Annotated in this window: 18 protein-coding genes; 11 read left to right on the forward strand and 7 right to left on the reverse strand. The window is 38.5% G+C overall.

What is annotated here, in order from left to right:
- Positions 1 to 18: 18 nt before the first annotated feature.
- The 5 genes from ACN5J7_RS02325 to ACN5J7_RS02345 are packed head-to-tail and all read right to left on the reverse strand — an operon-like array spanning position 19 to position 9,410.
- Complete coding sequence (locus tag ACN5J7_RS02325) at positions 19 to 2,280, reverse strand: DUF7133 domain-containing protein (RefSeq protein WP_418602506.1); 2,262 nt, start codon at positions 2,278 to 2,280, stop codon at positions 19 to 21.
- Positions 2,281 to 2,321: 41 nt separating this feature from the next.
- Entirely contained in the window at positions 2,322 to 3,719 is a 1,398-nt protein-coding gene (locus ACN5J7_RS02330) for a DUF1080 domain-containing protein (RefSeq protein WP_311939121.1), read from the reverse strand.
- A gap of 1 nt (position 3,720) precedes the next feature.
- Complete coding sequence (locus ACN5J7_RS02335) at positions 3,721 to 5,151, reverse strand: Gfo/Idh/MocA family protein (RefSeq protein ID WP_418602507.1); 1,431 nt, start codon at positions 5,149 to 5,151, stop codon at positions 3,721 to 3,723.
- Between the two features lie 16 nt (positions 5,152 to 5,167).
- Positions 5,168 to 5,917 (reverse strand): 3-keto-disaccharide hydrolase, encoded by a 750-nt coding sequence (locus ACN5J7_RS02340; protein ID WP_418602508.1) that lies wholly within the window; start codon positions 5,915 to 5,917, stop codon positions 5,168 to 5,170.
- Between the two features lie 40 nt (positions 5,918 to 5,957).
- Positions 5,958 to 9,410 (reverse strand): pyruvate carboxylase, encoded by a 3,453-nt coding sequence (locus ACN5J7_RS02345; RefSeq protein ID WP_418602510.1) that lies wholly within the window; start codon positions 9,408 to 9,410, stop codon positions 5,958 to 5,960.
- Between the two features lie 391 nt (positions 9,411 to 9,801).
- Here ACN5J7_RS02345 and ACN5J7_RS02350 point away from each other — a divergent pair, with 391 nt between their 5' ends.
- The 10 genes from ACN5J7_RS02350 to argH all read left to right on the forward strand — a co-directional run bounded on the left by ACN5J7_RS02350 (position 9,802) and on the right by argH (position 21,118).
- Positions 9,802 to 11,394 carry an NADP-dependent glyceraldehyde-3-phosphate dehydrogenase gene (locus ACN5J7_RS02350; RefSeq protein ID WP_418602511.1) on the forward strand — a complete coding sequence of 531 codons (1,593 nt, stop codon included), beginning with the start codon at positions 9,802 to 9,804 and terminating at the stop codon, positions 11,392 to 11,394.
- A gap of 593 nt (positions 11,395 to 11,987) precedes the next feature.
- Complete coding sequence (locus ACN5J7_RS02355; RefSeq protein WP_418602512.1) at positions 11,988 to 12,605, forward strand: GNAT family N-acetyltransferase; 618 nt, start codon at positions 11,988 to 11,990, stop codon at positions 12,603 to 12,605.
- Positions 12,606 to 12,666: 61 nt separating this feature from the next.
- Entirely contained in the window at positions 12,667 to 13,842 is a 1,176-nt protein-coding gene (locus ACN5J7_RS02360) for an argininosuccinate synthase (RefSeq protein ID WP_418602514.1), read from the forward strand.
- Positions 13,843 to 13,844: 2 nt separating this feature from the next.
- Positions 13,845 to 14,822: an N-acetyl-gamma-glutamyl-phosphate reductase gene (gene argC, locus ACN5J7_RS02365; protein ID WP_418602515.1), complete on the forward strand. Its 978-nt coding sequence runs from the start codon at positions 13,845 to 13,847 to the stop codon at positions 14,820 to 14,822.
- A 132-nt stretch (positions 14,823 to 14,954) separates the two neighbouring features.
- Positions 14,955 to 15,755 carry a pyrroline-5-carboxylate reductase gene (gene proC, locus ACN5J7_RS02370; RefSeq protein ID WP_418602517.1) on the forward strand — a complete coding sequence of 267 codons (801 nt, stop codon included), beginning with the start codon at positions 14,955 to 14,957 and terminating at the stop codon, positions 15,753 to 15,755.
- Positions 15,752 to 16,876: an aspartate aminotransferase family protein gene (locus ACN5J7_RS02375; protein WP_311939138.1), complete on the forward strand. Its 1,125-nt coding sequence runs from the start codon at positions 15,752 to 15,754 to the stop codon at positions 16,874 to 16,876. Before proC ends, ACN5J7_RS02375 begins: the two co-directional genes overlap by 4 nt.
- Entirely contained in the window at positions 16,877 to 17,815 is a 939-nt protein-coding gene (locus ACN5J7_RS02380; protein ID WP_418602518.1) for an N-acetylornithine carbamoyltransferase, read from the forward strand.
- Positions 17,816 to 17,901: 86 nt separating this feature from the next.
- Entirely contained in the window at positions 17,902 to 18,678 is a 777-nt protein-coding gene (gene argB, locus ACN5J7_RS02385) for an acetylglutamate kinase (RefSeq protein WP_311939142.1), read from the forward strand.
- 8 nt (positions 18,679 to 18,686) lie between these two features.
- On the forward strand, positions 18,687 to 19,748 hold the full coding sequence (locus ACN5J7_RS02390; protein ID WP_311939144.1) for a M20 family metallo-hydrolase: 1,062 nt from the start codon (positions 18,687 to 18,689) through the stop codon (positions 19,746 to 19,748).
- Between the two features lie 95 nt (positions 19,749 to 19,843).
- Complete coding sequence (gene argH / locus ACN5J7_RS02395) at positions 19,844 to 21,118, forward strand: argininosuccinate lyase (RefSeq protein ID WP_418602519.1); 1,275 nt, start codon at positions 19,844 to 19,846, stop codon at positions 21,116 to 21,118.
- A 107-nt stretch (positions 21,119 to 21,225) separates the two neighbouring features.
- On the opposite strand, the gene ACN5J7_RS02400 is transcribed toward argH, so the two are convergent.
- A complete protein-coding gene (locus ACN5J7_RS02400) occupies positions 21,226 to 22,503 on the reverse strand; it encodes a replication-associated recombination protein A (RefSeq protein WP_311939147.1) in 1,278 nt (425 codons plus the stop codon).
- Between the two features lie 224 nt (positions 22,504 to 22,727).
- Here ACN5J7_RS02400 and ACN5J7_RS02405 point away from each other — a divergent pair, with 224 nt between their 5' ends.
- Positions 22,728 to 23,465 carry a rhomboid family intramembrane serine protease gene (locus ACN5J7_RS02405; protein ID WP_311939150.1) on the forward strand — a complete coding sequence of 246 codons (738 nt, stop codon included), beginning with the start codon at positions 22,728 to 22,730 and terminating at the stop codon, positions 23,463 to 23,465.
- Between the two features lie 54 nt (positions 23,466 to 23,519).
- Here the strand turns inward: ACN5J7_RS02405 and rlmB are convergent, their stop codons facing one another.
- The gene (rlmB, locus tag ACN5J7_RS02410) at positions 23,520 to 24,257 is read right to left on the reverse strand and encodes a 23S rRNA (guanosine(2251)-2'-O)-methyltransferase RlmB (RefSeq protein ID WP_418602520.1); all 738 of its coding nucleotides are present in this window, start codon (positions 24,255 to 24,257) and stop codon (positions 23,520 to 23,522) included.
- Between the last annotated feature and the right edge of the window lie 114 nt (positions 24,258 to 24,371).

A 24,371-nucleotide genomic window follows, 5' to 3' on the forward strand; every position in this document is an offset into this window, starting at 1 on the left:
ACATGCATCGTAAACAAATCAGTACTTTAATTCGAGCAATTCCTTTTCACTAAAAGTGCCTCCATCTTTTGGCTTTATTTCTCGTAAGGATTTTATTTTTTCAATACTGATGTTATTGGGCTTTTTGGCAAAGGCATTGTTTAAATAACTAATAATATCTTGTAAATCTTTATCGGTGAATTCTGGATTTCCAGCTAAACCGGGCATCGTTGCATTTAAATCATATAACTTGCCGTTAACGTGGATAGGACCCGATAAACCATGTAAAATAATTAATGCCAATCTTTCGGCTGATTCTGTTACGTACTCCGAATCTTTTAAAGGCGGCGCAAGTCCATCAACGCCATTACCGTTTATTCCATGGCACGCAGCACATGTGTTTTTATAAAGCTTATATCCAGCTGTTCGGGCATCGGTGCCCACCGTTGTTTCGGTAAATATGGCATTTTTTACATCTTTGTTTTTATTGTTTATGGTTTGAGTTAATAAATCGAATAACATAGTCTCGGAAGAATCTTTTTCAAGCTGATTTAAAAACATAAGAAAATCTTCCTCAACACTTCTTAAACTATTTATGATACCTTCTTGATATGCTTTTTCGGTTTTATATTTGTGTGATAATTCCATAAATAAAGGAAAAAACGTTTCGGTTGAAAACGGGATCCATTCCCCTAAAGTGCTTGCTATATACAAATCGATTTCTTTATCGTTTTTTTGAAGCAAATGGCTTATTATTTTTTCAGTTGAAACCAAGTTATCAGCCGAAGCAAATTGTTCTAACAATGTTAAAGCATGATTTATAACGGCACTGTCACTGTTTGAATACAATATGTTTTCCAATATATTGTAATCGAGAGCCTGCAGCCCATTTAAAGTATGTATGGCATGTATTTGAGAAATGGGATTCGCTATATCCGCAGTTATTTCTTTTATAAGAGGTATGGTCTTTTTGTCGTTTTTAAATACAAGCAATTGTTGTGCGCGGTCTCTTAACCATCCATTGGAATTTTTAAGTAAATCAACTAGTGCTTTGCTTTTTAATTCTTCAATTTTAATGGTTTCTTTAAAAGTGCTGTTTTGGTGGCTTACCTTTAGTATGCGTCCCATGCCTATAATCGTGTCAAGCTTTTTGTCGGCATAATGTTTTTGTAAATAAGGGGTTAAAAAGGCTTTGTCCTGTATGATTCCGCGGTGCATGTCTACTATATACATATGGCCATCGGGACCGTTAAATAGATTTACGGGCCGAAATCCTTCATCAGTAGAGGCTATAAATTCTTTCTCTGGAATGGCTTGATTAGCGGTTATTTTATAATCTGAAAAGGTTAAGATATTACGCTTCACAAGATTAGCTTCTGGAGCACAAACAAAGGCGTTTTCAAAATAATTTTCTGGGAACTGACCACCTCGATAAACCAAGGGGCCACAGGCCGAAGTAACATTAACCAAAATACTATCTTTATCTAATACCCCTTTTTGATAGCCTCTATTCACAGAGGTTGCATGCAAGGGATACACGCGCTGGTCTGGGGTTAAGGTTTTGTTTAACGTTGCATTTGGTTTGTAATAAGGGTTTTTTATCACGGTATTGGGTAGCACATAATCGCCTATTAATTGTGTGGAGTTGTTGTTGTAATACAGTCTTCCAAAATTATCTTTGGTTATTCCCCATTGCCCTCTAAACGAGGTGGGTTCTTTAATCCACTTCCCATTTTTCATTTGATAACGAAAATTCGATTTGGCATTGTAAATCCAATTATCAATGTGCATCATTAATCCATTGGGTTGATGCTCAACATTTCCGCCATCGGCATATAAAGAATCCACTAAGACCTTATTAACAGGCTTGTCATTTTTTATATTTACAAACCACAGATTTGGTGGTTCGGCATACAATAAACCGCCATAAACATGGGCAATAGCTCTTGGAAGTATAAGCCCATCAATAAACACCTTTGAATGGTCGGTGATTCCGTCATTGTCTAAATCCTCCAAAATAGAAATAGTGCCGTTTGGCATGTCGGCACCACTATCTTCTAAATTTTGCATATAGCCTTTCATTTCAACCACCCACATTCTACCTTTGTTGTCAAAGTCCATGGCTACGGGGGCTTCAATAAAAGGTTCTGAGGCTATAACATCAAGCTTAAAACCTGGTTCAATATGGTAATTGTCCAATGATATGATGGGCTCATCATACGAAACGGTGTTGCATCCTGCCATAATAAGCGCAAGCGCAATAGTTGATAAGATGCCTAAAACTGATTTTTTATTATTCAAAAAATTAAAAGATTTTTATGGGTAAATGTGTTATCGATTGACTAAAATTCCCTGATTTTGATGCTTCTAAAATACACGGTATCGCCATGGTCTTGCAATAAAATATGACCACCTTGCCATTGCCCAAACCCCTCCCATTTATTGAATTTGCTATAAGCTACAAGGGTTTTAAACATTTGTGAATGCCTATCGTATTCAATCACTTTTTCATTGTTTAACCAATGCTCTACATGCGAGCCTTTAACGATTATTCGTGCTTTGTTCCAGCTGCCAACACCTTTAAATGTCTTATTTCTTTCTGGTATCGAGAGGTTTTCTGCTTTAATTAAATCGTATAGCGACCCAAGGGTTCTGTTTCCATTTATACCCGCTTTTGCATCGGGATGGTTTTTATCATCTAAAATTTGAAATTCACAGCCAATGGCAGACCCCGTTTCTTTATTAAGTTGGGCATCGACGAAATATTTAATGCCACTATTCGCACCTTCAGTAATTTTGAATTCTAGTTCTAACTCAAAACTGCTGAATTGTTTTTCGGTAACCAGGTCTCCGGGACCTGTCGATTCGCCTCCGTCCGTAGCCAAAATAGCTAATTCACCATTCTTAATTTCCCACCCAGATTCTGGGAAATGATCCAGTTTTGCGCCACGCCAACCTTTGTTGGTTTTACCGTCCCAAAGCAAACGCCAACCTTTATCTATTTCGTTTTGGGTTAGCGTGTTTACCAAATAACTCATTTCCTTAACTTCTGGATTCGAGGGCAAACGCGCCTCATTTAAGTTATTTGTTTTAATTCTAATATTCCTCCATTTAATTTCTTTTCCGGCAAGATTTTCATTGGTGCCGATACCGTGAACCTGCAATGCAATGAAACCTGAAGGTGTTAAATCGTCCACCAAGTTTGAACATGGTACACCATTTATCCAAGTTTTAACAGACTTGCCAATGGCCTCAATTCTACAGTGGTTCCATATCCCATTTTTAAAAGCCTTTCGGCCTTTTTGGTTTAAGGATAATGGGTACAACCAGCCTCTTCTGCCTTCGTCGTAAATGCCGCCACTAAAAGCACGATCGCTGGGGTCCAACTCGAATTGATAGCCATGAACCCTTCCGTTGTTATACGCTTCAATACTGTTGGACCTAAATTGTACACCGGAATTAATTGTTGGATCGACTAAAACCTCAAATTCCAAAATAAAATCGCTATAATTTTTTTCAGTAGCTAAAAAACTATTTGGGATTTTGGTTTTGGTGGTTCCTATTATTTCTCCGTTTTCAACACGGTATTTTGCCGTACCGTTTAGCTGTTTCCAACCCGTTAAATCTTTACCGTTAAAAAGGGCTATCCATTCATCGCTAAATGCTTGCGCACATACATCATAGTTACCAAAGCCTATTGTTAAGGCACAAATTAAAAAGTATAGTTTAAATGTTGACATTTTAAAATTCACGATAATCCCCATCTAAATACTGATTGGCTTTTTCCTCAGAAAACTTTGCATTTTCACTATCCCAATGCAGTGTTTGATTAGGAAAACGACCCGCAATAACACCTAAAAGAATGGTTTCTGTTAATTTTGAGGCATACGAAAACGGCGCCGTACATTCATCTTTTCCTAGGCAGGCATCAACAAACTGATGGTAATGTTTTGGCCCTTCGGAAGCATAATTGCGTATAGGTTTGCCCATATTGTTTGCTTTTTCAACCGCTTCAATTTCCGAGGATATATCAACATACTCCCCGTTTACAATTTTTTGTGGTAATTGCATAAAATGAGGTAAAAGCAAGCGTCCTTTTTCGCCAACAAACATGGCGCCTTGTTCGGGTAAAACACCTTCTGAAGCAACTTTGGTATCAAGGGACATTTTGTCTTCTAAACTTTTGTCTTTTGTCGCTGAAGAAGTCTCTTTTTTTGCGCCCGGTAATATTAAATCTTCATGTTCTTTTGGCGCTCCTGGGCCGTCGTACCAAATCCATTTTAAGGTCTCGGTAGTGTACTTTGTTTTAGGAAATACATAGGTTACCGTGTTTTTTTCCGGAAAACCGAAACCGTTGGGTTCACGGCATTCGTTTTTTATGGTTTTAGGGACGTCGAGTTCAAGAGCGTTGTACGGCGTATCAAAAATATGAACACCCATATCGCCTAAAGTCCCACAGCCGTAATCCATTAATTTACGCCAATTTCCTGGGTGATAAACCCCTTCTTTGTAGGAGCGTTTAGCCGATGTGCCTAACCATAAATTCCAATCTAAAGTGTCGGGAATGGGGTCGTTGCCTTCAGGTGCCGGACCATCGTATCCCCAGTTTTTTGGCGACCAAGCATGTACAGTATGTACTTTTCCTATTATCCCGGATTGGATTAATAAAGTCGCCAATTTATAATCATAAAAAGAATGTACTTGAATACCCATTTGTGTCACCAAGTTTTTCTCTTTGGCGAGCTGGCTCATCGCACGAGCTTCAGAGACGTGGTGCGTCAATGGTTTTTGGCAATACACGGGTTTATTCATGTTCATGGCAAGCATAGAAGCTGGAGCGTGGGTGTGGTCTGGAGTTGAAACAATTACGGCATCAATTTCGTCTTCCATCTCCTTTAGCATAACCCTATAATCTGAAAACGTTTTTGCGTTCGGGTAAAGTTTTTTGGCTTCGTTAAGAAAATTTGAATCAACATCACATAATGCGGTAACATCAACCAAAGGATGCGAAGCGGTATCTTTAAGGTCGGCCAGTCCCATGTTGCCAACGCCAATATGTGCGGTTCTAAGACGGCCATTTTTAGTTTTGGCAGCACTCATTAATAACGTAGGTGCAATGGCCAAACCTGCCACGCCTAATCCGCTCTTTTTTAAAAAGTCTCTTTTATTCATTTTCGTGTATGTTCAGTTATAATTTTTTAATTTTTATGTTTCGTAACCATAAGGGGCTATCGTGGTCTTGAATAGCAATGTAGCCAGACTTAAAAGTACCATATTTTGGAAAATCTTTCCATTTACCTTCTTTTTTTCGACTTTCCCAATCTTCAGACCAGGGCACAAATTCAAGCAGTTTTTTGCCATTTAGCCAATGTTCTACTTTTTCTGTTGTGAAAATGATGCGGGAAGTGTTCCATTCCATAGCTGGTTTAACTATTTTTTGACTTAAATCCGGTACATACATGGCATAGTCAGCTCCTGTTTTCTGCCATTCTTCTAAGGTAGCATCATTGATTTCTTCCCATTTTAAATCATCTAACATTTGATATTCTGGAGCCACTTCGTACGGTGGCCAATCGCCTTCTTGTATATGATACATTACACCGCTATTTCCGCCTTCAGGAATCTTCCATTCCCAATACAGTTCAAAATTATCGAATTCTTCCGCAGCATAAATAATGTCTTTGCCACCTTTACGATTGGCTTCTGTACGTATTTCGGTATCAAAAGTCAATTCACCATCTTTTATAACCCAGCCCGGGGGCAAAGAATCTCCATTGTAAGCTCGCCACCCATCTAAACTGGAGCCATCAAAAAGATGAATCCATTCGTTGTTTACTGTATTGTTTTCTGTGTTTGATTCTAATTTTTCACTTTTTTTCTCTCCTTTACAAGCTAGAATTATGAGTCCGATAGATAATGCTAAAATTGCTTTTTTCATGTTTAATAAAAATTTTAGGTAAATATAGTATTAATTTGAATTACTCCATAGTAAGAACCAAATCATCTTGTTTAACCATGGTGCCAGAATTTAAAGTTATCGATTTTATTTTACCTGCATGAGATGCAACAATGGTGGTTTCCATTTTCATGGCTTCAATAATAAATAGCGGTTCGTTTTCTTTAACTTCCTGACCTTTTTTAACCAAAACTTTGTATAACGAACCTTGTAAGGGCGCACCTATTTCATTTGCGTTTTCAGGGTCTATCTTTTTATTTTCCTGTTTTACGATGTTTAATTTATTATCGTGAACCTCAACATATCTGTTTTCCCCATTCACTCTAAAAAACACGAGTCTGATGCCATCTTCATTGGGTTCGCTTACCGAGAGAAGTTTTACAATAAGGGTTTTACCCGGTTGCAGCGTAACCAATATTTCTTCGCCGCTGGTTAAGCCATAAAAGAAGCTTTTAGTTGGGAGTCGGCTTAAGCTGCCGTAGCGCTTGTATTTGTTATGTGCTTCTTCAAAAACCTTGGGATATAAGCAGTACGACAAAAAGTCTTCGAACTCGATGGGTCGTGTAAACCCTTTTTGGAATTTTTTTGCGAATGCCTTAAATTCCGTATCAAAATCTATGGGTTTTAAATGGGCGTTAGGCCTGTCTTTATAAGGTTTTTTGTCTTTTAGAATAATCTTTTGAAGTTTTTTGGGAAAGCCACCAACAGGCTGCCCTAAATCGCCCTTAAAGAAATTTATAACGGATTCCGGGAACGAAATTTCATGCCCGCGCGCCATAACTTCTTCGGGGGTTAAATTATTTGTCACCATAAAAATAGCCATGTCACCAACCACTTTAGAGCTAGGGGTGACTTTTATTAAATCGCCAAACATGGTATTTACCTCTCCGTACATTTTCTTAACATCATCAAACCGGTCTGCCAATCCTAAAGCTGTAGCTTGCGGACGTAAATTTGAATATTGTCCACCAGGGATTTCATGCTGAAAAACCTCGGCAGTTCCAGATTTTAAACCAGATTCAAACGGATAGTATAGTTCGCGGGTATCTTCCCAGAAATTTGAAAATTGATTAAGCGTTCCCATATCAAAATGATGGGCTCGTTTTTCATATCTCATCATTTCAACAATGGCGTTAAAATTGGGTTGCGAGGTTAACCCCGATAATCCGCCAAGGGCAACATCAACCACATCAACACCCGCTTCAATGGCTTTTAAATAGGTGGCTGTTTGTAAAGATGAGGTGTCGTGCGTATGTAATTGAATGGGCAAATTAACGGTGTCTTTTAAAGCGGCGACCAACTCTGTTACGGCATAAGGTTTTAATAAGCCCGCCATATCTTTAATGGCAATCATGTGGGCGCCGGCATTTTCTAAATCCTTGGCGAGTTGCATGTAATATTTTAAGTCGTATTTGGTTTGTTTGGGGTTTAAAATATCACCTGTATAACTTATTGCAGCTTGGGCTATACCGTCTGTTTTTTTACGCACATAAGATATACTGGGCTCCATGGCGGTAACCCAATTGAGTGAATCGAAAATCCTGAAAACATCAACCCCATTTCCCCATGCCATTTCAACAAAAGCTTCAATTAAATTGTCAGGATAAGCTTTGTAGCCTACACCATTTGAACCCCGAAGCAGCATTTGCAATAAAATGTTTGGGGCTGCGGCACGAAGTTCTCTTAGTCGGCCCCATGGGTTTTCGTGTAAAAACCGTAAACACACATCAAAAGTGGCGCCTCCCCAAACTTCCATACTAAAGGTGTTTGGGTGGTTTTTCGCAAAACTTTCGGTCACCTTCAGCATGTCGTAAGTCCGCATTCGGGTTGCCAATAGCGATTGGTGCGCATCGCGCATGGTGGTATCGGTATAATGGATTTTAGTGTCGTTTTTTAACCATTCGCAAAATTTTTCAGGACCCAATTCGGTCAACAGGTTTTTGGTGCCTTTTGGGTATGCATCAATATGATTGAATTTTGGCACTTTGGGGTCTCTAAACACTTTTGAGGCATCGGTAAACTTCACATCTGGGTTTCCGTTTACGGTAACATCGCCCAAATATTGAGTGATTTTTGTGGTACGATCCTGCGGTAATTTTATTTTAAATAAAGCCGGTGTATTTTGAATAAAATTAACGGAAGCTTTACCGGCTTTAAAGGTTTTGTGCTGAATTACGTTTTGAAGAAAATGAATATTGGTTTTTACACCACGAATACGGAACTCCCTTAAAGCGCGTGTCATTTTTCTAACCGCACCATCTAAAGTTCTGCCCTGCGCTGAAACTTTTACGAGCATGGAATCGAAAAACGGACTTACACTGTATGATTGGTAAATGCTCCCCGCATCCAAACGAATACCCATGCCAGAGGCACTGCGGTAGGTTGAAATCGTGCCGTAATCTGGGGTGAAATTATTTTCAGGGTCCTCGGTTGTAAGTCGACATTGCAACGCAAAACCATTTGTAGATAGACTTTCTTGGTCAAATATCTTAATTTGTTTGTCGGATAATTTATAGCCACCTGCCACGAATATTTGGGTTTTTACCAAATCGATGCCGGTTACCATTTCGGTAACGGTGTGCTCCACTTGTATTCGTGGGTTAACTTCAATAAAATAAATGTTATGGTTTTTATCCAATAAAAACTCAACGGTGCCAATATTATTATAGCTCACTTCTCGGGCAATAGTAACGGCGTAATTGTATAGCTCTTGTTTTACCCGCTCCGGTAACCCAAACGAGGGCGCGACCTCGACTACTTTTTGATGGCGACGCTGCACCGAGCAATCACGCTCAAATAAATGGCGAATATTACCATGGTTATCGGCAACTATTTGCACTTCAATGTGCTTTGGGTCTTCAACATATTTTTCCAAAAACATGGTATCATCACCAAAAGCGTTTAAGGCTTCGTTTTTTGCTGAATCAAAATTCTGCTCTAAATCTTCTGCAGTTCTAACAATTCGCATACCGCGACCACCACCGCCCGAAGCAGCTTTTAGCATTAACGGATAACCAATGGTTTCGGCTTCCGACAAAGCGATTTTTAAAGAGGATAATTTCTTTTTATTGCTTTCAATAATAGGAACATTGCATTTTACCGCTATTTTTTTAGCCATAATTTTGTCGCCCAAAGCATCCATAACTTCAGGGTTTGGACCAATAAAAACAATGCCGTTTTCGGCACATCTTCTCGCAAATGTTGAGTTTTCGGATAAAAAACCATAACCCGGATGAATGGCATCAACGTTTTTTGATTTTGCCAATCGGATGATGGCATCAATATCCAAATACGGCTTTAAAGGTTGGTTGTTCTCTCCAATTTGATACGATTCATCGGCTTTGTATCGATGTTGCGAGTAGCGGTCTTCGTAAGTGTAAATGGCAACCGTATCCACGTTTATTTCGCTACAGGCTCTTAAAACCCTAATGGCAATTTCACTTCTATTGGCAACTAATATTTTTTTTATTTTCATGGTTGGTTTTTATAGCGTGTTTAATTTTATAAAAATATAAGTATTTATAATTAATTGCCACGCTTTTTTGAATTAAAAGAAGTTTTTTGTTAAAATCACTGAATATCTTTCATTGTTCTTTTATTAATAAATCGGATTGCCATAAAATAAACAGCCGAAAACGTTTGAGCCATAAATATTTTACCAACATGTAATTAAACTGTTAAGAATATCGTATTTCTTAAAACAAACCCTTGTTTTTAAAAGTCTTTAAGCTGAAAAATAAATATCTTAGCAGTAGTTTAAAACTAAAAGTTGGACTTGAAAATAGCCATGAATCATTCTTAAAACTAATAAAAATGTTTACTGGCAAATGACCTCTGACGGATGAAAAACAAAAAAACATAAACAGATGAAAACGACTTTTTCAGAAATTCCGGACGCCTATAAAATCGAATCCCTTTTACATCAAAAAACGTATTTGGTTGATGGCAAATTAAAACAATGGCATGGCGATACGGCAGAAGTTTATTCCACGATTTCTTCAACAGAAAACTATAGCCCAACGCTTTTAGGCACCATTCCGCAGTTGGGCGAAAAGGAAGCTTTAGATGCTTTGAATTCTGCTTGTTTAGCTTACGATAAAGGTCAAGGTTTATGGCCAACCATGAAGGTGATAGATCGCATTGCGTGCATGGAAAAGTTTGTGGAGCAAATGAAAACCAAACGCGAGGAAGTGGTTAAGCTTTTAATGTGGGAAATAGGCAAAAATCTACCGGATTCTGAAAAGGAATTTGATAGAACCGTCGATTATATTTACGATACCATTGAAGCTTATAAACAAATAGATAGAAGCTCGGCAAAGTTTGAAAAAAATTCAGGTGTTAATGCGCACATTCGCCGTGGCCCTTTAGGTGTCGTGTTGTGTTTGGGGCCTTATAATTATCCGCTTAACGAAACGTTTACTTTGTTAATTCCGGCTTTAATTATGGGAAACCCCGTAATTTTTAAACCGGCAAAAATTGGTGTTTTATTAATTTCCCCATTGTTGGAAGCGTTTCAAAACAGCTTTCCAAAAGGTGCGGTAAATGTAGTTTATGGCCGCGGTCGTGTTTTGGCAACGCCCATAATGCAATCTGGAAAAATAGATGTGTTGGCTTTAATTGGTAACAGTAAATCTGCCAACGCATTGCAAGCGCAACACCCGAAAGGAAATAGATTGCGTATGGTTTTAGGTTTGGAAGCGAAAAACCCAGCCATTGTGCTGCCCGATGCCGATTTGGATTTAACTGTTGAAGAATGCATTGCAGGAACGCTATCGTTTAACGGGCAACGTTGTACGGCTTTAAAAGTGCTGTACGTTCACGAATCTATAGTGGATGCGTTTAACAAGCGTTTTTCAGAAAAAGTAGATGCCCTTAAATTTGGGAATCCTTGGGAAGCCGGCGCGAAATTAACACCGCTTCCAGAGGTTGAAAAACCAGGTTATATCCAAGAATTAATTGATGATGCATTAGAAAAAGGAGCTAAAAAGCTTAATGAAAAAGGGGGCGAAACATCTGATAATTTTATTTTTCCAGCGGTATTATATCCAGTATCAAAAACTATGAGAGTGTTTAAAGAGGAGCAATTTGGCCCTGTAATTCCTATTGTACCGTTCACCGATATTGAAACTCCTTTAGATGATATGGCAGAGTCTAATTACGGCCAACAAGTGAGCTTGTTCGGTAAAGATATCGATACACTTTCGCCGTTAATTGATACTTTGGTTAATTTAGTTTGTAGGGTGAATTTGAATAGTTCTTGCCAACGCGGACCCGACGTATACCCTTTTACCGGAAGAAAAGATTCGGCCTACGGGACATTAAGTGTGCACGATGCGCTACGTTCGTTTTCAATAAGAACCTTTGTGGCATCGAAAGACAACCCTTATAACAATGCCATTTTAAAAGGATTGTTAGACAAAAAAGCCTCTAATTTTATAAGCACTGATTATATCTTGTAGCCATGGGAAATGATAAAAATTAAAAGTGTCACATTGAGCGCAGTCGAAATGCTATTAAATAAGATATTTTCAATGTCTTCGACTGCGCTCAGACTGACATCCCATATTCTAACCATTTTTGTTATACACTCAAACTGTAGTCAATAAAAAAAGATATTTTAAATATAATCGCTTACAAATGAAGAATTAAAAGCAAAAAGCATCATTTGAATAAAATTTCATAATTATTTTAAAAAACATAAAACTTTAAGCCATTAATAAAATTTAATTTTTAGTTTTACACCAATGAATTCAAAGAAAAATAAAATACGTACGTTTTCCCCCAGTTTGCGCTTGCGCAACCGCCGCCGCTAATTCTTCTATTTAGCCTTAATAGCCGTATACGTTTAATTTTATTTTTTATCATGTTTATATCAAATTCCACATTACAACTTCAAAAAACAATTATTTCTTTAAATAATAGAAACGTTGTACGCCGTAACTTTCCACGTCGCCCGTAAGGGTATGCTATAAATTATTGAACTTAGGTGAGTCCGGTTCAGCTTTTCAAAAAACCAAAATAATTTTAAAATCAAATCAAATAAATCAAAATAATGAAAGTCATTATTGCTGATAAATCTCATAGTATTTACGCTCAAATAATATGCGACACCATTGCGGAGTCCGCAAATGTTAGAGGCACGGGAATCGCCAGACGAACTCCTGAATATATTATGACCAAAATGGAAAACGGTAACGCCGTTATTGCTTTAGACGGTAATAACTTTGCGGGTTTTTGCTATATTGAGAAATGGGGACATGGCAAATATGTTGCCAATTCGGGCTTGATTGTGCACCCAAATTATAGGGGCGCGGGTTTAGCCAAGAAAATTAAACACAAAATCTTTGAGCATTCCAGAAAAAAATTCCCAGAGGCTAAAGTTTTCAGTATTACCACAGGATTGGCAGTAATGAAAATGAATAGCGATTTAGGTTACAAACCGGTGCCGTTTTCTGAATTAACCGACGACCAATCGTTTTGGGATGGTTGTCAAACCTGTAAAAACTACGATGTTTTAACAAGAACCAACAGGAAATTGTGTTTGTGCACGGGCATGTTGTACGATCCGGAAAAAGCTAAAAACAAGGTAACCAAACGAGTCAAGGAAAAGACTTTTAAACGATTAAAAAAGATTAAAGAAACCTTGCTTTTAAAAAAGAATAAAAAATAAATTAACGCCGAAGCTTAACTACGGCGGTTGCCGAAAGGCGGACATTATAAAATAATTTAAAATGAAAAAATTAGTAATAGCATATAGTGGCGGGTTGGACACCTCGTATTGTGCGGTAAGTTTATCAAAAGAATACGACGTACATGCCGTAAGTGTAAATACGGGCGGATTTACCCAAGAAGAAATAAAAACCATTGAAAGTAACGCATATAAAATGGGCGTTACAACCTATAAAAATATTGATGCCATTGCCACGTTTTACCAAAAAGTAGTCAAGTATTTAATTTTTGGCAATGTACTTAAAAACAATACTTACCCATTATCGGTAAGTGCCGAACGTATTATTCAAGCCATTGAAATTGTGGAGTACGCTAAAAGTATCGGCGCCGAATATATTGCCCACGGCAGTACGGGCGCAGGAAACGACCAAGTGCGTTTCGATATGATTTTTCAAACATTGGCGCCAAATATTAAAATCATAACACCCATTAGAGACCAAAAATTATCGCGACAAGAAGAGATTGAGTACCTAAAAAGTAACGGTATCGATATGTCCTGGGACAAAGCAAAATACTCGGTTAATAAAGGACTTTGGGGCACGAGCGTTGGTGGCGAAGAAACTTTAACCTCAGAAAAACCATTACCCGAAGAAGCGTATCCGTCGCAATTAAAACATGCCAAGGACGAAAAAGTTACCTTAAGTTTTTTACAAGGCGAATTGGTAGCCGTTAACGGTGTAGAAAACGACCCTGAAATTAATATTGAAGTGTTGCATAATTTGGCATCGCCTTATGCCATTGGCAGAGATATCCACGTTGGAGACACGATTGTTGGTATTAAAGGTCGCGTTGGTTTCGAGGCTGCAGCAGCGTTAATTACCATTAAAGCACACCATTTATTAGAAAAACATACGCTTACCAAATGGCAATTGCAGCACAAAGAATATTTGTCTAGTTTTTACGGGATGCATTTGCACGAAGGCCAATATTTAGACCCTGTAATGCGAAACATTGAAGCCTTTTTGCAAAGTAGTCAGGACAAGGTTTCGGGCGAGGTAACGGTCACTTTAAAACCCTATCACTTTACTTTATACGGGATTGTGTCAAAACACGATTTAATGTCTGCTAAATTTGGAAGTTATGGTGAGGAAAACAAAGCGTGGACTGCCGATGACGCCAAAGGGTTTATTAAAATTTTAGGCAATCAGAATAAAATATATCAACAAGTAAATAATTAATTATGTTACAAGTAGGAATTATTGGAGGCGCGGGATACACCGCAGGCGAATTGATTAGGTTGTTGATGCATCACGGCAAAGCTGAGATTGATTTTGTGTATAGCACATCGAATGCCGGGAATAAAATTAGTGATGTTCATCAAGATTTGGTGGGCGATTTAGAGCTTAAATTTACCGATACCATCAATCCAAATGTCGATGTCTTGTTTTTGTGTTTGGGCCACGGAAATTCAGTTAAGTTTTTAGAAAACAATACTTTTTCAGACCATACAAAAATCATCGATTTAGGTAATGATTTTAGATTGGAAAAAGATAAAGTCTTTAACGGAAAAACATTTGTTTACGGTTTGCCCGAATTGCAAAAAGAAGCCATTAAAAAGGCAGAATATATTGCCAATCCCGGTTGTTTTGCAACCACCATCCAATTGGCATTATTGCCTTTGGCCAAAAATGGATTGCTGCAAAACGATGTACATATTAACGCCGTAACGGGAGCCACAGGCGCAGGAACATCGTTATCTAAAACCACACATTTTACATGGCGTGATAATAACTTTTCGTATTACAAACCGTTTACGCACCAGCATTTGGGGGAAATCAACCAATCGGTAAAGCAATTGCAAAATAATTTTTCGTCAGAGCTTATTTTTATGCCCAATCGTGGGAATTTTTCAAGAGGTATTTTTGCTACACTTTACACCCATTTTAATGGCAGTTTAGAGGAAGCAAAAGCGCTTTACAAGGATTATTATAAAGATGCAAAATTCACCTTTGTGTCGGATAACGAGTTGCACTTAAAGCAAGTGGTAAACACCAACAAATGTTTAATCCATTTACATAAACACGACAATAAATTACTGATTACCAGCTGTACCGATAATTTATTAAAAGGCGCATCGGGTCAAGCGGTTCAAAACATGAATTTAATGTTTGGTTTTGATGAAACCGAAGGCATTCAACTAAAAGCAAATTTCTTTTAAAATAAACTTAGACCTGTCGGGTTTTAAAAACCTGACAGGTCTGGAAAATGAAAAATCATAAGAATAAGCCATTAATTTAAAGACTTTGTTGTCTAAAAAATATTCGTGAATTCGTGGCAAAAAAACATAAATATGAAAATAGCCATAATAGGAACAGGGAACTTAGGAAAATCGATTGCAAAGGGTTTAATTACGAGCAATGCGATTACCACTTTGTACTTAACAAAACGAAATTTGGACGCTATTCAAGAATTTGAGGGCTACCAAAATGTGTATTTAACATCGGATAATGCTGAGGCGGTTAAACAATCGGACATCATTATTTTTGCGGTACAACCGGCGCATTTTGAAACCATTTTAAGGGATATTAAACCTTTGCTAACTGAGAAACATGTGCTGATTTCGACCATTACCGGATTTTTAATTCCGAAAATGGAAGCTATTGTTGGTTCGGACCAATTTATTATTCGCGCTATGCCAAACACGGCCATTGCCGTTGGGAAATCGATAACCTGTTTATGTAGTAACGAAAAAGGGGGGGAGCGCATTAAAATTGCCGAGGCCATTTTTAACCGTTTAGGCACATCGATTGCGATTCCGGAAAACCAAATGCAAGCGGCAACCGTGGTTTGTGCAAGCGGTATTGCCTTTTGGATGCGACTGATTAGAGCCACTACACAAGCGGCCATTCAGTTGGGTTTTGAGGCCGAAACGGCTCAAGATTTGGCTATGCATACCTGCGAAGGTGCGGCGAGTTTACTAATTGCAACGGGCAACCACCCAGAACAGGAAATTGATAAAGTAACCACGCCAAAAGGCTGTACGATTGAAGGGTTGAATGAAATGGAACACAAAGGATTGAGCTCCTCGTTAATTCAAGGTATGGTAACCTCGTTTAATAAAATCAACACTATAAAAACAGAACAGTTATGAGTCTATTTGATGTCTATCCGTTGTTTGATATTACTCCCGTTAAAGCAAAAGACGTTTTTGTTTACGACGAAAACGGGATTGAATATTTAGACCTTTATGGCGGACATGCCGTGATATCCATAGGGCATTCGCATCCGGAATATGTGTGTTCGTTGAGCAATCAATTAAATAACATTGGATTTTACAGCAACTCCATTCAAAACCCGTTACAGGTTGAATTAGCTGAAGCAATTGAAGCGCTTTCGGGTTGTAAGGATTACCAATTGTTTTTATGCAATTCTGGTGCCGAAGCTAACGAGAATGCTTTAAAATTAGCCTCGTTTCAAACAGGAAAATCTAAAGTGATTGCTTTTAAAAATGGCTTTCACGGACGTACATCGGCAGCCGTTGCAGCAACCGATAACGCTAAAATTATTGCCCCAATTAATGCGCAACAAGAGGTCGAGCTTTTCGAATTTGGTAATTTAAAGGGCGTTGAAAAGGCCTTGGCAAAAAACGATGTTTGTGCCATTATTATTGAAACCATTCAAGGTATTGGCGGATTGGATGAAGTTACAACCGAGTTTTTAAAGGGATTGGAACGCTTATCGAAACAGTATAATACCCTTTTAATTGCCGATGAAATTCAATGTGGATTTGGACGAACCGGCGATTTTTTTGCCTATCAAAAGCACGGCATTACGCCAGATATTATTTCGATGGCAAAAGGTATGGGTAACGGGTTCCCGATTGGCGGTATTTTAATTCATCCGTCCATAAAAGCCTCTTACGGCTTGTTGGGAACAACCTTTGGCGGTAATCATTTAGCCTGTGCCGCATCATTGGCCGTTTTAAAAGTGATGCGATGCGAAGGTTTAATGGAGAATGCGAAAACAGTTTCGGAATATTTTATCGAAAAAGCCAACACCATTCCGCAAATAAAAGCCGTAAAAGGAAGAGGGTTGATGTTGGGACTGGAATTTGATTCTTCCATAGCCGCCCTAAGAAAAGATTTGATTTTTAAACACCATATTTTTACAGGAAGCGCTAAAAATCTTAATTTACTGAGAATTCTTCCGCCTTTAACGCTTCAAAAAGAGCATGTTGATGTGTTTTTTGAAGCTTTAAAAAAAGTATTATAAATGAAAAAGTACACCAACATTTCAGACATTAAAAACTTCCCTAAAGCCATCGAGGAAGCCATTCAACTTAAAAAAAATCCGTTAGAGTTTTCAGACTTAGGAAAACACAAAACTTTAGGATTGTTATTCTTCAATTCCAGTTTACGCACGCGGTTAAGCACTCAAAAAGCCGCTTTGAATTTGGGAATGAATCCTATAGTGATGAATGTTTCCGGTGACGCTTGGGGCATCGAGTTTGAAGATGGCAGTGTTATGAACGGCACAACTGCCGAGCATATAAAAGAAGCTGCAGCTGTGGTGTCTCAATATTGCGATATTATTGCCGTTAGGGCATTTCCAACATTAACAGATAAGGTTAAAGATGAGAGCGAACAGGTGCTTAAATCGTTTGCAAAATACGCCATGGTGCCTATAGTAAACATGGAAAGTGCCACAGCGCACCCGTTACAAGGTTTTACCGATGCGATTACCATAACCGAACACAAAAAAAACAACAGACCCAAAGTGGTGTTAAGTTGGGCGCCACATATTAAAGCATTGCCGCACGCCGTTGCAAATAGTTTTGTTAATGCGATGCAAAATATGGATGTCGATTTTGTAATTACCCATCCTAAAGGTTACGATTTGAATCCCGAAATCGTAGACAATACGCTGGTGAATTACAATCAAGAAGAGGCTTTAAAAGATGCCGATTTTGTTTATACAAAAAACTGGAGCTCGTATAACGATTACGGTAAGGTGTTAAAAATAGATTCGGATTGGATGATTACCAAAGAAAAATTAGGCGATGCCAAATTTATGCATTGCTTACCCGTAAGGCGAAATGTGGTGGTTGAAGATGCGGTTTTAGATAGTGAAAACTCATTGGTAATACAGCAAGCAAATAACCGAACCTATGCGGCGCAATGGGTTTTGAAGAGTATTTTGGAAGATTTATAGTAATCCGTTATTCTGAATTTATTTCAGAATCACATAAAAAAGTAATGAGAAGCTGAAACAAGTTCAGCTTGACGAAAATTAAAAAAATGCAAACACTAAAGGTTATAAAAATAGGTGGCAATATTATTGATGACGAGCAGGCATTGCATCATTTTTTGGAAGGCTTCTCAAAAATTAAAGGGCCGAAAATATTGGTGCATGGTGGCGGAAAATTAGCAACAAAATTGGCTAATCAAATGGGTGTTGAAGTAAAAATGACCAATGGCCGTCGCATAACGGATGCCGATACTTTAGACATTATTACCATGGTTTACGCCGGTAAAATCAACAAAAATATAGTCGCAAAATTACAGGCAAATCAGTGCAATGCCATTGGGTTTTCTGGAGCCGATGGAAACGCTATCGTATCGGAAAAACGCCCCGTAAAGGATATTGATTACGGATTTGTTGGCGATGTGTTAAAGGTAAATACAAACACTTTAGAGGTGCTTTTAAACAACCAAGTAACACCCGTTTTTTGTGCCATTACCCACGATGAAAACGGACAGCTTTTCAACACCAATGCAGATACTATTGCATCGGAATTGGCCATAGGTTTCGCAAAAATTTTTAAAACCGAACTGTATTATTGCTTTGAGAAAAACGGCGTGTTGCAAAATGTAAATGACGATGATTCGGTTATCGAAAACATCAATTCCGAAAATTATAAAACATTAATCAACGAAGGTATTATTGCAGATGGCATGCTGCCAAAACTGAATAATTGCTTTCACGCCATAAAACACAACGTGCATAAAGTTTGCATCGGGAAACCAGAAATGCTTTTCAGTTTAAACACAAAACACACTACAATTCAAGCTTAAAAAGTGCCATGGAAAAACTAACAAACGAAGCGATAGAGCTTCTTAAAAATCTTATTGAAACCGAATCTTTTTCATCAGAAGAAGACCAAACGGCTGCACTAATTGAAGATTGGTTCAAAACTAAAAATATTGATTACACACGCACCAAAAACAATGTTTGGGCCATCAATAAGTATTTCGATAAAAGCAAACCTACACTATTGCTAAACTCGCATCACGACACCGTAAAACCCAATAACGGCTACACCAAAGACCCGTTTAAAGCCATTGTTGAAGATGGTAAACTCTACGGTTTGGGCAGTAATGATGCCGGTGGTTGTTTGGTATCTTTAATTGCAACGTTCACGCATTTTTATGCGCAAAAAAACTTAAAATACAACTTGGTTATTGTCGCTTCCGCGGAAGAAGAAAGCAGCGGACCAAATGGTTTAAATAGCATGTTGTCCATTATTCCCAAAGTGGATGTCGCCATTGTGGGCGAACCCACTTTAATGCATTTGGCCGTTGCCGAAAAAGGCCTTGTGGTTTTTGATGCCGTAGTAAAAGGCACACCAAGTCATGCCGCACATCCTAACAACGATAATGCCATTTACAATACGATAGACGTTTTAAAATGGTTTAGGGATTTTAGTTTTAAAGAAACCTCAAAAGCCTTGGGAGACGTAAAAATGACGGTAACTCAAATTAACGCAGGACAACAGCACAACGCAGTTCCTGCCGATGTAAAATTGGTTATCGATGTTCGTGTAAACGATAAATATTCAAATCAAGAAATTGCCGATTTATTAGTGGCCAATGCACCCTGCGATAGTATAATACCACGAAGTTTGAGGCTGAATTCCTCATCCATTCCGCTAGATCACGATTTAGTAAAAGCAGGACTTTCTATTGGGCGAACAACCTATGGATCGCCAACATTATCAGATCAAGCGGTACTTAGTTGCCCAAGTTTAAAATTAGGTCCGGGCGATAGCACACGCTCGCATTCGGCCGATGAATTCATATATTTGAATGAAATCGAAGAAGGCATCAAAATTTATATTGAATTGTTGAATAAAGTGATTGTTTAACGATGCTGTCATTCCTGCGAAGGCAGGAATCCATTAAAGTAAAAGTAAAATTTAAAAAGATTCCCGCCTTTGCGGGAATGACAAAAATAGACAAAATGAAACTCTGGGATAAAGGATTTACAATAGACAAACAAATTGAGCAATTTACGGTTGGCAACGATAGGGAAATAGATATTCATATTGCAAAATACGATGTTATTGCATCGAAAGCGCATGCCAAAATGCTTCAAAAAATTGGCATTATTACCGTGGATGAATTGGTTGAATTATTAGGCGGATTAAAAGTTTTGGAAGATCAGATTGAAAACGGCACTTTTGTTATTGACGCCCAATTTGAAGATGTACATTCAAAAATAGAATTCGAGCTCACCAAACAATTGGGAGAGGTGGGCAAAAAAATCCATACCGCGCGCTCGAGAAACGATCAGGTTTTAGTGGCGCTTCATTTGTATTTTAAAGACAATTTATTGGATGTAAAGGCAAAAACAAAAACATTTTTTGAAACCCTTTTGCAATTGGCCGATACGCATAAAGAAAAATTATTACCAGGTTATACGCATTTGCAAGTGGCTATGCCATCATCGTTTGGGTTGTGGTTTTCAGCTTATGCCGAATTGCTGATTGACGATGTCTATTTATTAAACGCCGCCATTAAAACGGTAGACCAAAATCCTTTAGGTTCGGCTGCGGGTTACGGCAGTTCTTTTCCGATAGATAGAAATATTACAACCCAAGAGATGGGTTTTGAAACCTTAAAATACAACGTGGTTGCCGCGCAAATGAGCCGGGGTAAAAGTGAGCGCACCATTGCCGCTACTTTAGGCAGTTTAGCCAATACCATGAGCCGTTTTGCCATGGATGTGTGTTTGTATATGAGTCAGAATTTTGGTTTTATCACTTTCCCAGACGAACTAACAACGGGCAGTAGCATTATGCCACACAAAAAGAATCCGGACGTGTTCGAACTCATTCGTGGCAAGTGCAATAAAATACAAGCTTTACAAACCGAAATGATTTTAATTACCAATAATTTACCGAGTGGTTACCACAGGGATTTTCAGTTATTAAAAGAAAATACTATTGCTGCTTTTGAAGAGTTAAAAACCATTTTAGACATTTTTAATTACGCCATTCAGCAAATTGTTGTAAAGGATATTGATTTGAACGACGATAAATACAAGTATTTGTTTACGGTTGATAATATCAATAATTTGGTAGTTGATGGCATGAGTTTTAGGGAGGCTTACCAGAAAATTGGCGGACAAGTACAAGCGGGAACTTATAAGCCAGATATGAGCAAAGAACACTCGCACATTGGCAGTATTCATAATTTGTGTTTAGATGACATTAGGGCTAAGTTTCCTGAATAAATAGGTTTCAATTTTGTAAAAAAAATTAAAAAAGTTAGCGCAACGCTCAAATACTCAAAATCAATTAAAAACATTTAGCACAACAAACCCTGAAAATCACAAAGGATTCAATATCCATATTTGTCTTTCCATCGTTGTTTTAAAAATTCCCGATGTGCGTTTTCCCGGGCGTTATTTCCGGGGTCGTAAAGCTTGGTGTTTTTTATCTCGTCCGGCATAAATTCCTGATTGGCAAAGTTAGCCTCGTAGTTGTGCGCATACTTGTAATTATCGCCATAACCGAGTTCTTTCATCAGTTTTGTAGGCGCATTTCTCACCTCCAAAGGCACACTTAAATCGCCGGTTTCCTTTACCAATTGTTGGGCGTTGCCAATGGCTTTGTAAGCAGCATTGCTTTTTGGAGAACAAGCCAAATACGTAGCGCACTGGCTTAAAATAATTCTAGACTCTGGATAACCAATAGTCGTTACCGCCTGAAATGTGTTGTTGGCAATCACCAAGGCCGTTGGGTTAGCGTTGCCAATATCCTCACTGGCCAAAATAAGCAAGCGGCGCGCAATAAACTTAACATCTTCGCCACCCTCGACCATACGCGCCAGCCAATATACCGCCGCATTGGGGTCGCTGCCACGAATGGATTTTATAAACGCCGAAGTAATATCGTAATGCTGCTCGCCCGTTTTATCGTAGCGTACCGTATTGTTTTGTATCTTCTTTAAAACGTCCTCATCGGTAATGGTAACCGTGTCCGAGTCGTACGAATTTACAATAAGCTCAAAAATATTAAGCAGTTTCCGGGCATCACCACCAGAGAGTTTTAAAAGCGAGTTGGTTTCCTTTAAATCAATGGTTTTTTTAGAAATCAATACGTCCTTTTCAATCGCGCGCTTTAAAAGCGTTTCCAAATCGTTTTTATCAAAAGCATTTAAAATATACACTTGGCACCGCGATAAAAGTGCCGAAATTACCTCAAAACTCGGGTTTTCGGTGGTCGCCCCAATTAAGGTAATCCAACCTTTTTCAACCGCTTGTAGCAACGAATCTTGCTGCGATTTACTAAACCTATGAATTTCGTCAATAAACAAAATAGGGTTTTTCGTGGTAAACAAACCACCACTTTGTTTTGCATTATCGATCACGTCACGAATATCCTTAACCCCTGAGTTTATCGCGCTAAGCGTATAAAACGGTCGGCCAGATTCGGTCGCAATAATGTTGGCCAAAGTGGTTTTTCCGGTTCCCGGCGGGCCCCAAAAAATCATCGACGGTATCAAACCCTGCTTAATATGCTGCGTTAACGCACCGTTTTTGCCCACCAAATGCGTTTGGCTCACATAATCATCCAAGGTTTTCGGTCGTAAACGTTCGGCTAAAGGCTCATTCATAACTGTAAAATTAAAACAATTCCTTTGCAAAAAGGAATCTCTACACTAATAAATTTTATTTTTAGGGCGTGCCCCCGATAAAAATCGGGGTCGGGCTTTACGTTACTAGTTTTGGCTCGATGCGCGCCTCGCCAAAAGCTAACCACTGCAATCCCTCACGCGGGCATATCTGCCATTTTAGCACCCCAATAAATCGTGGTTAAGTATTTGCTATATTTAGAGCCATGGACACTAAAGAACATTTTAAATTCTCAACGGGTGTTATTGCCTATCCGGTAGTATTTGTACTAATTATATGGTTGGTATTTTGGTTCGAGGTGCGTTTTGGCGTAAACTTTAGTAAATACGGCGTTTACCCACAGACTTTAAAAGGGTTGCGCGGTGTTGTTTTTAGTCCGTTTATTCACGGCGATATTCAGCATATTTACCACAATACCGTTCCGTTGTTTGTATTGTCAACAGCCTTGTTTTATTTCTACCGGCCAATAGCTTGGAAAGTGTTGTTCTTCGGTATTCTAATTTCGGGGTTCCTCACTTGGTGCATTGGCAGGCCGTCGTACCATATTGGTGCCAGCGGACTTATTTATGTGTTGGTCAGTTTTACCTTTTTCAAAGGTGTATTTGCCAAACATTACAGACTCATTGCACTATCGCTCGGGGTTGTGTTTCTTTACGGAAGTATGATTTGGTACGCTATTCCCAGTGAAGAAGGTATCTCTTGGGAAGGGCATTTATCCGGGTTGATTACGGGTTTGGTATTTGCTTTGTTCTTTAGAAAAGAAATTGCAAAGCCGAAAAAATATGCTTGGGAACGCGACGATTTTAACGAAGCCGACGACCCCTTTTTAAAACATTTTGATGCCGATGGAAACTTTATAGAAACTCCGGAAGAACCCGAAGAAGAGCAGGGGCAATTCCATATAAATTACCATTTCAAAAAAGAAAACCCTGAAAAAGAATAAAGGTGTTAGGTTCAAATTTAGATGAGGACAACTGTAACTGAAAACAGGTACCGCTTACTGCAAACGTTGCCGCACAACTTCGTATAGAAAAGCACCGCAAGCCACCGATACGTTTAACGACTCAATATCGCCCAAAATAGGTAGTTTCGCTTTGGCATCAACCACCTTTAATGTGGATGGATTTATGCCTCTGCCTTCCGATCCCATAATAATAGCACACGGTTCTGTGAAAGATACGTCGTATAGCGTGTCGTTGGTTTTTTCGGTAGCGGCAATCACTTTTATACCAGAGGCTTGCATGTAAAACACGGCATCTTTTATATGGTCTACTTTACAAATCGGGATTTTAAAAACCGCTCCGGCACTTGTTTTAATGGTGTCTCCGGTTACGGGCGCGCCACCTTTTTTCTGAATAATAATGCCATCAACACCGGTGCATTCCGCAGTACGTATGATAGCACCAAAATTACGAACATCGCTAATTTGGTCCAACAACAAAAACAAGGGTGTTTTACCAGTTTCTATAACAGACATTACAAGCGTCTCTAAATCGTGAAATTCAATAGGCGATATTTGCGCCACAACACCTTGGTGGTTTTTCTTTGTAAGCCGGTTTAGTTTCTCAACAGGCACATAGGATTTGTTAATCGAATTTCTGTTTAATAAAGATTCAAGTTCACTAAAAAGTTCACCTTTTAATCCTTTTTGAAGAAATACCTTATCTACATTCTCGCCCGCATTTACAGCTTCTATAACGGCCCTAATACCAAAAATTTGAGTTTCATCTTGCATGGGGTAAATGTATAAAAAAGTTATTGGTCTAAGAAGTTTAACCTACAAAGAGTTTATTTTGTGTTTTTGCCTCATTAAACTAATTTTATTTGGCACTTTTTAATCATAAATTTA

Source organism: Hwangdonia sp., from assembly GCF_048381975.1.
GTDB classification, from domain to species: domain Bacteria; phylum Bacteroidota; class Bacteroidia; order Flavobacteriales; family Flavobacteriaceae; genus Hwangdonia; species Hwangdonia seohaensis.

Bases quoted from the DNA above. Each gene is read 5' to 3' on its own strand.
- rlmB (WP_418602520.1), bottom strand. From the start codon at position 24,257: ATGCAAGATGAAACTCAAATTTTTGGTATTAGGGCCGTTATAGAAGCT.
- ACN5J7_RS02360 (WP_418602514.1), top strand. From the start codon at position 12,667: ATGAAAAAATTAGTAATAGCATATAGTGGCGGGTTGGACACCTCGTAT.
- ACN5J7_RS02340 (WP_418602508.1), bottom strand. From the start codon at position 5,917: ATGAAAAAAGCAATTTTAGCATTATCTATCGGACTCATAATTCTAGCT.
- ACN5J7_RS02375 (WP_311939138.1), top strand. From the start codon at position 15,752: ATGAGTCTATTTGATGTCTATCCGTTGTTTGATATTACTCCCGTTAAA.
- ACN5J7_RS02345 (WP_418602510.1), bottom strand. From the start codon at position 9,410: ATGAAAATAAAAAAAATATTAGTTGCCAATAGAAGTGAAATTGCCATT.
- ACN5J7_RS02350 (WP_418602511.1), top strand. From the start codon at position 9,802: ATGAAAACGACTTTTTCAGAAATTCCGGACGCCTATAAAATCGAATCC.
- ACN5J7_RS02355 (WP_418602512.1), top strand. From the start codon at position 11,988: ATGAAAGTCATTATTGCTGATAAATCTCATAGTATTTACGCTCAAATA.
- ACN5J7_RS02330 (WP_311939121.1), bottom strand. From the start codon at position 3,719: ATGTCAACATTTAAACTATACTTTTTAATTTGTGCCTTAACAATAGGC.
- proC (WP_418602517.1), top strand. From the start codon at position 14,955: ATGAAAATAGCCATAATAGGAACAGGGAACTTAGGAAAATCGATTGCA.
- ACN5J7_RS02335 (WP_418602507.1), bottom strand. From the start codon at position 5,151: ATGAATAAAAGAGACTTTTTAAAAAAGAGCGGATTAGGCGTGGCAGGT.
- ACN5J7_RS02380 (WP_418602518.1), top strand. From the start codon at position 16,877: ATGAAAAAGTACACCAACATTTCAGACATTAAAAACTTCCCTAAAGCC.
- ACN5J7_RS02405 (WP_311939150.1), top strand. From the start codon at position 22,728: ATGGACACTAAAGAACATTTTAAATTCTCAACGGGTGTTATTGCCTAT.
- argH (WP_418602519.1), top strand. From the start codon at position 19,844: ATGAAACTCTGGGATAAAGGATTTACAATAGACAAACAAATTGAGCAA.
- ACN5J7_RS02390 (WP_311939144.1), top strand. From the start codon at position 18,687: ATGGAAAAACTAACAAACGAAGCGATAGAGCTTCTTAAAAATCTTATT.
- argC (WP_418602515.1), top strand. From the start codon at position 13,845: ATGTTACAAGTAGGAATTATTGGAGGCGCGGGATACACCGCAGGCGAA.
- ACN5J7_RS02400 (WP_311939147.1), bottom strand. From the start codon at position 22,503: ATGAATGAGCCTTTAGCCGAACGTTTACGACCGAAAACCTTGGATGAT.
- argB (WP_311939142.1), top strand. From the start codon at position 17,902: ATGCAAACACTAAAGGTTATAAAAATAGGTGGCAATATTATTGATGAC.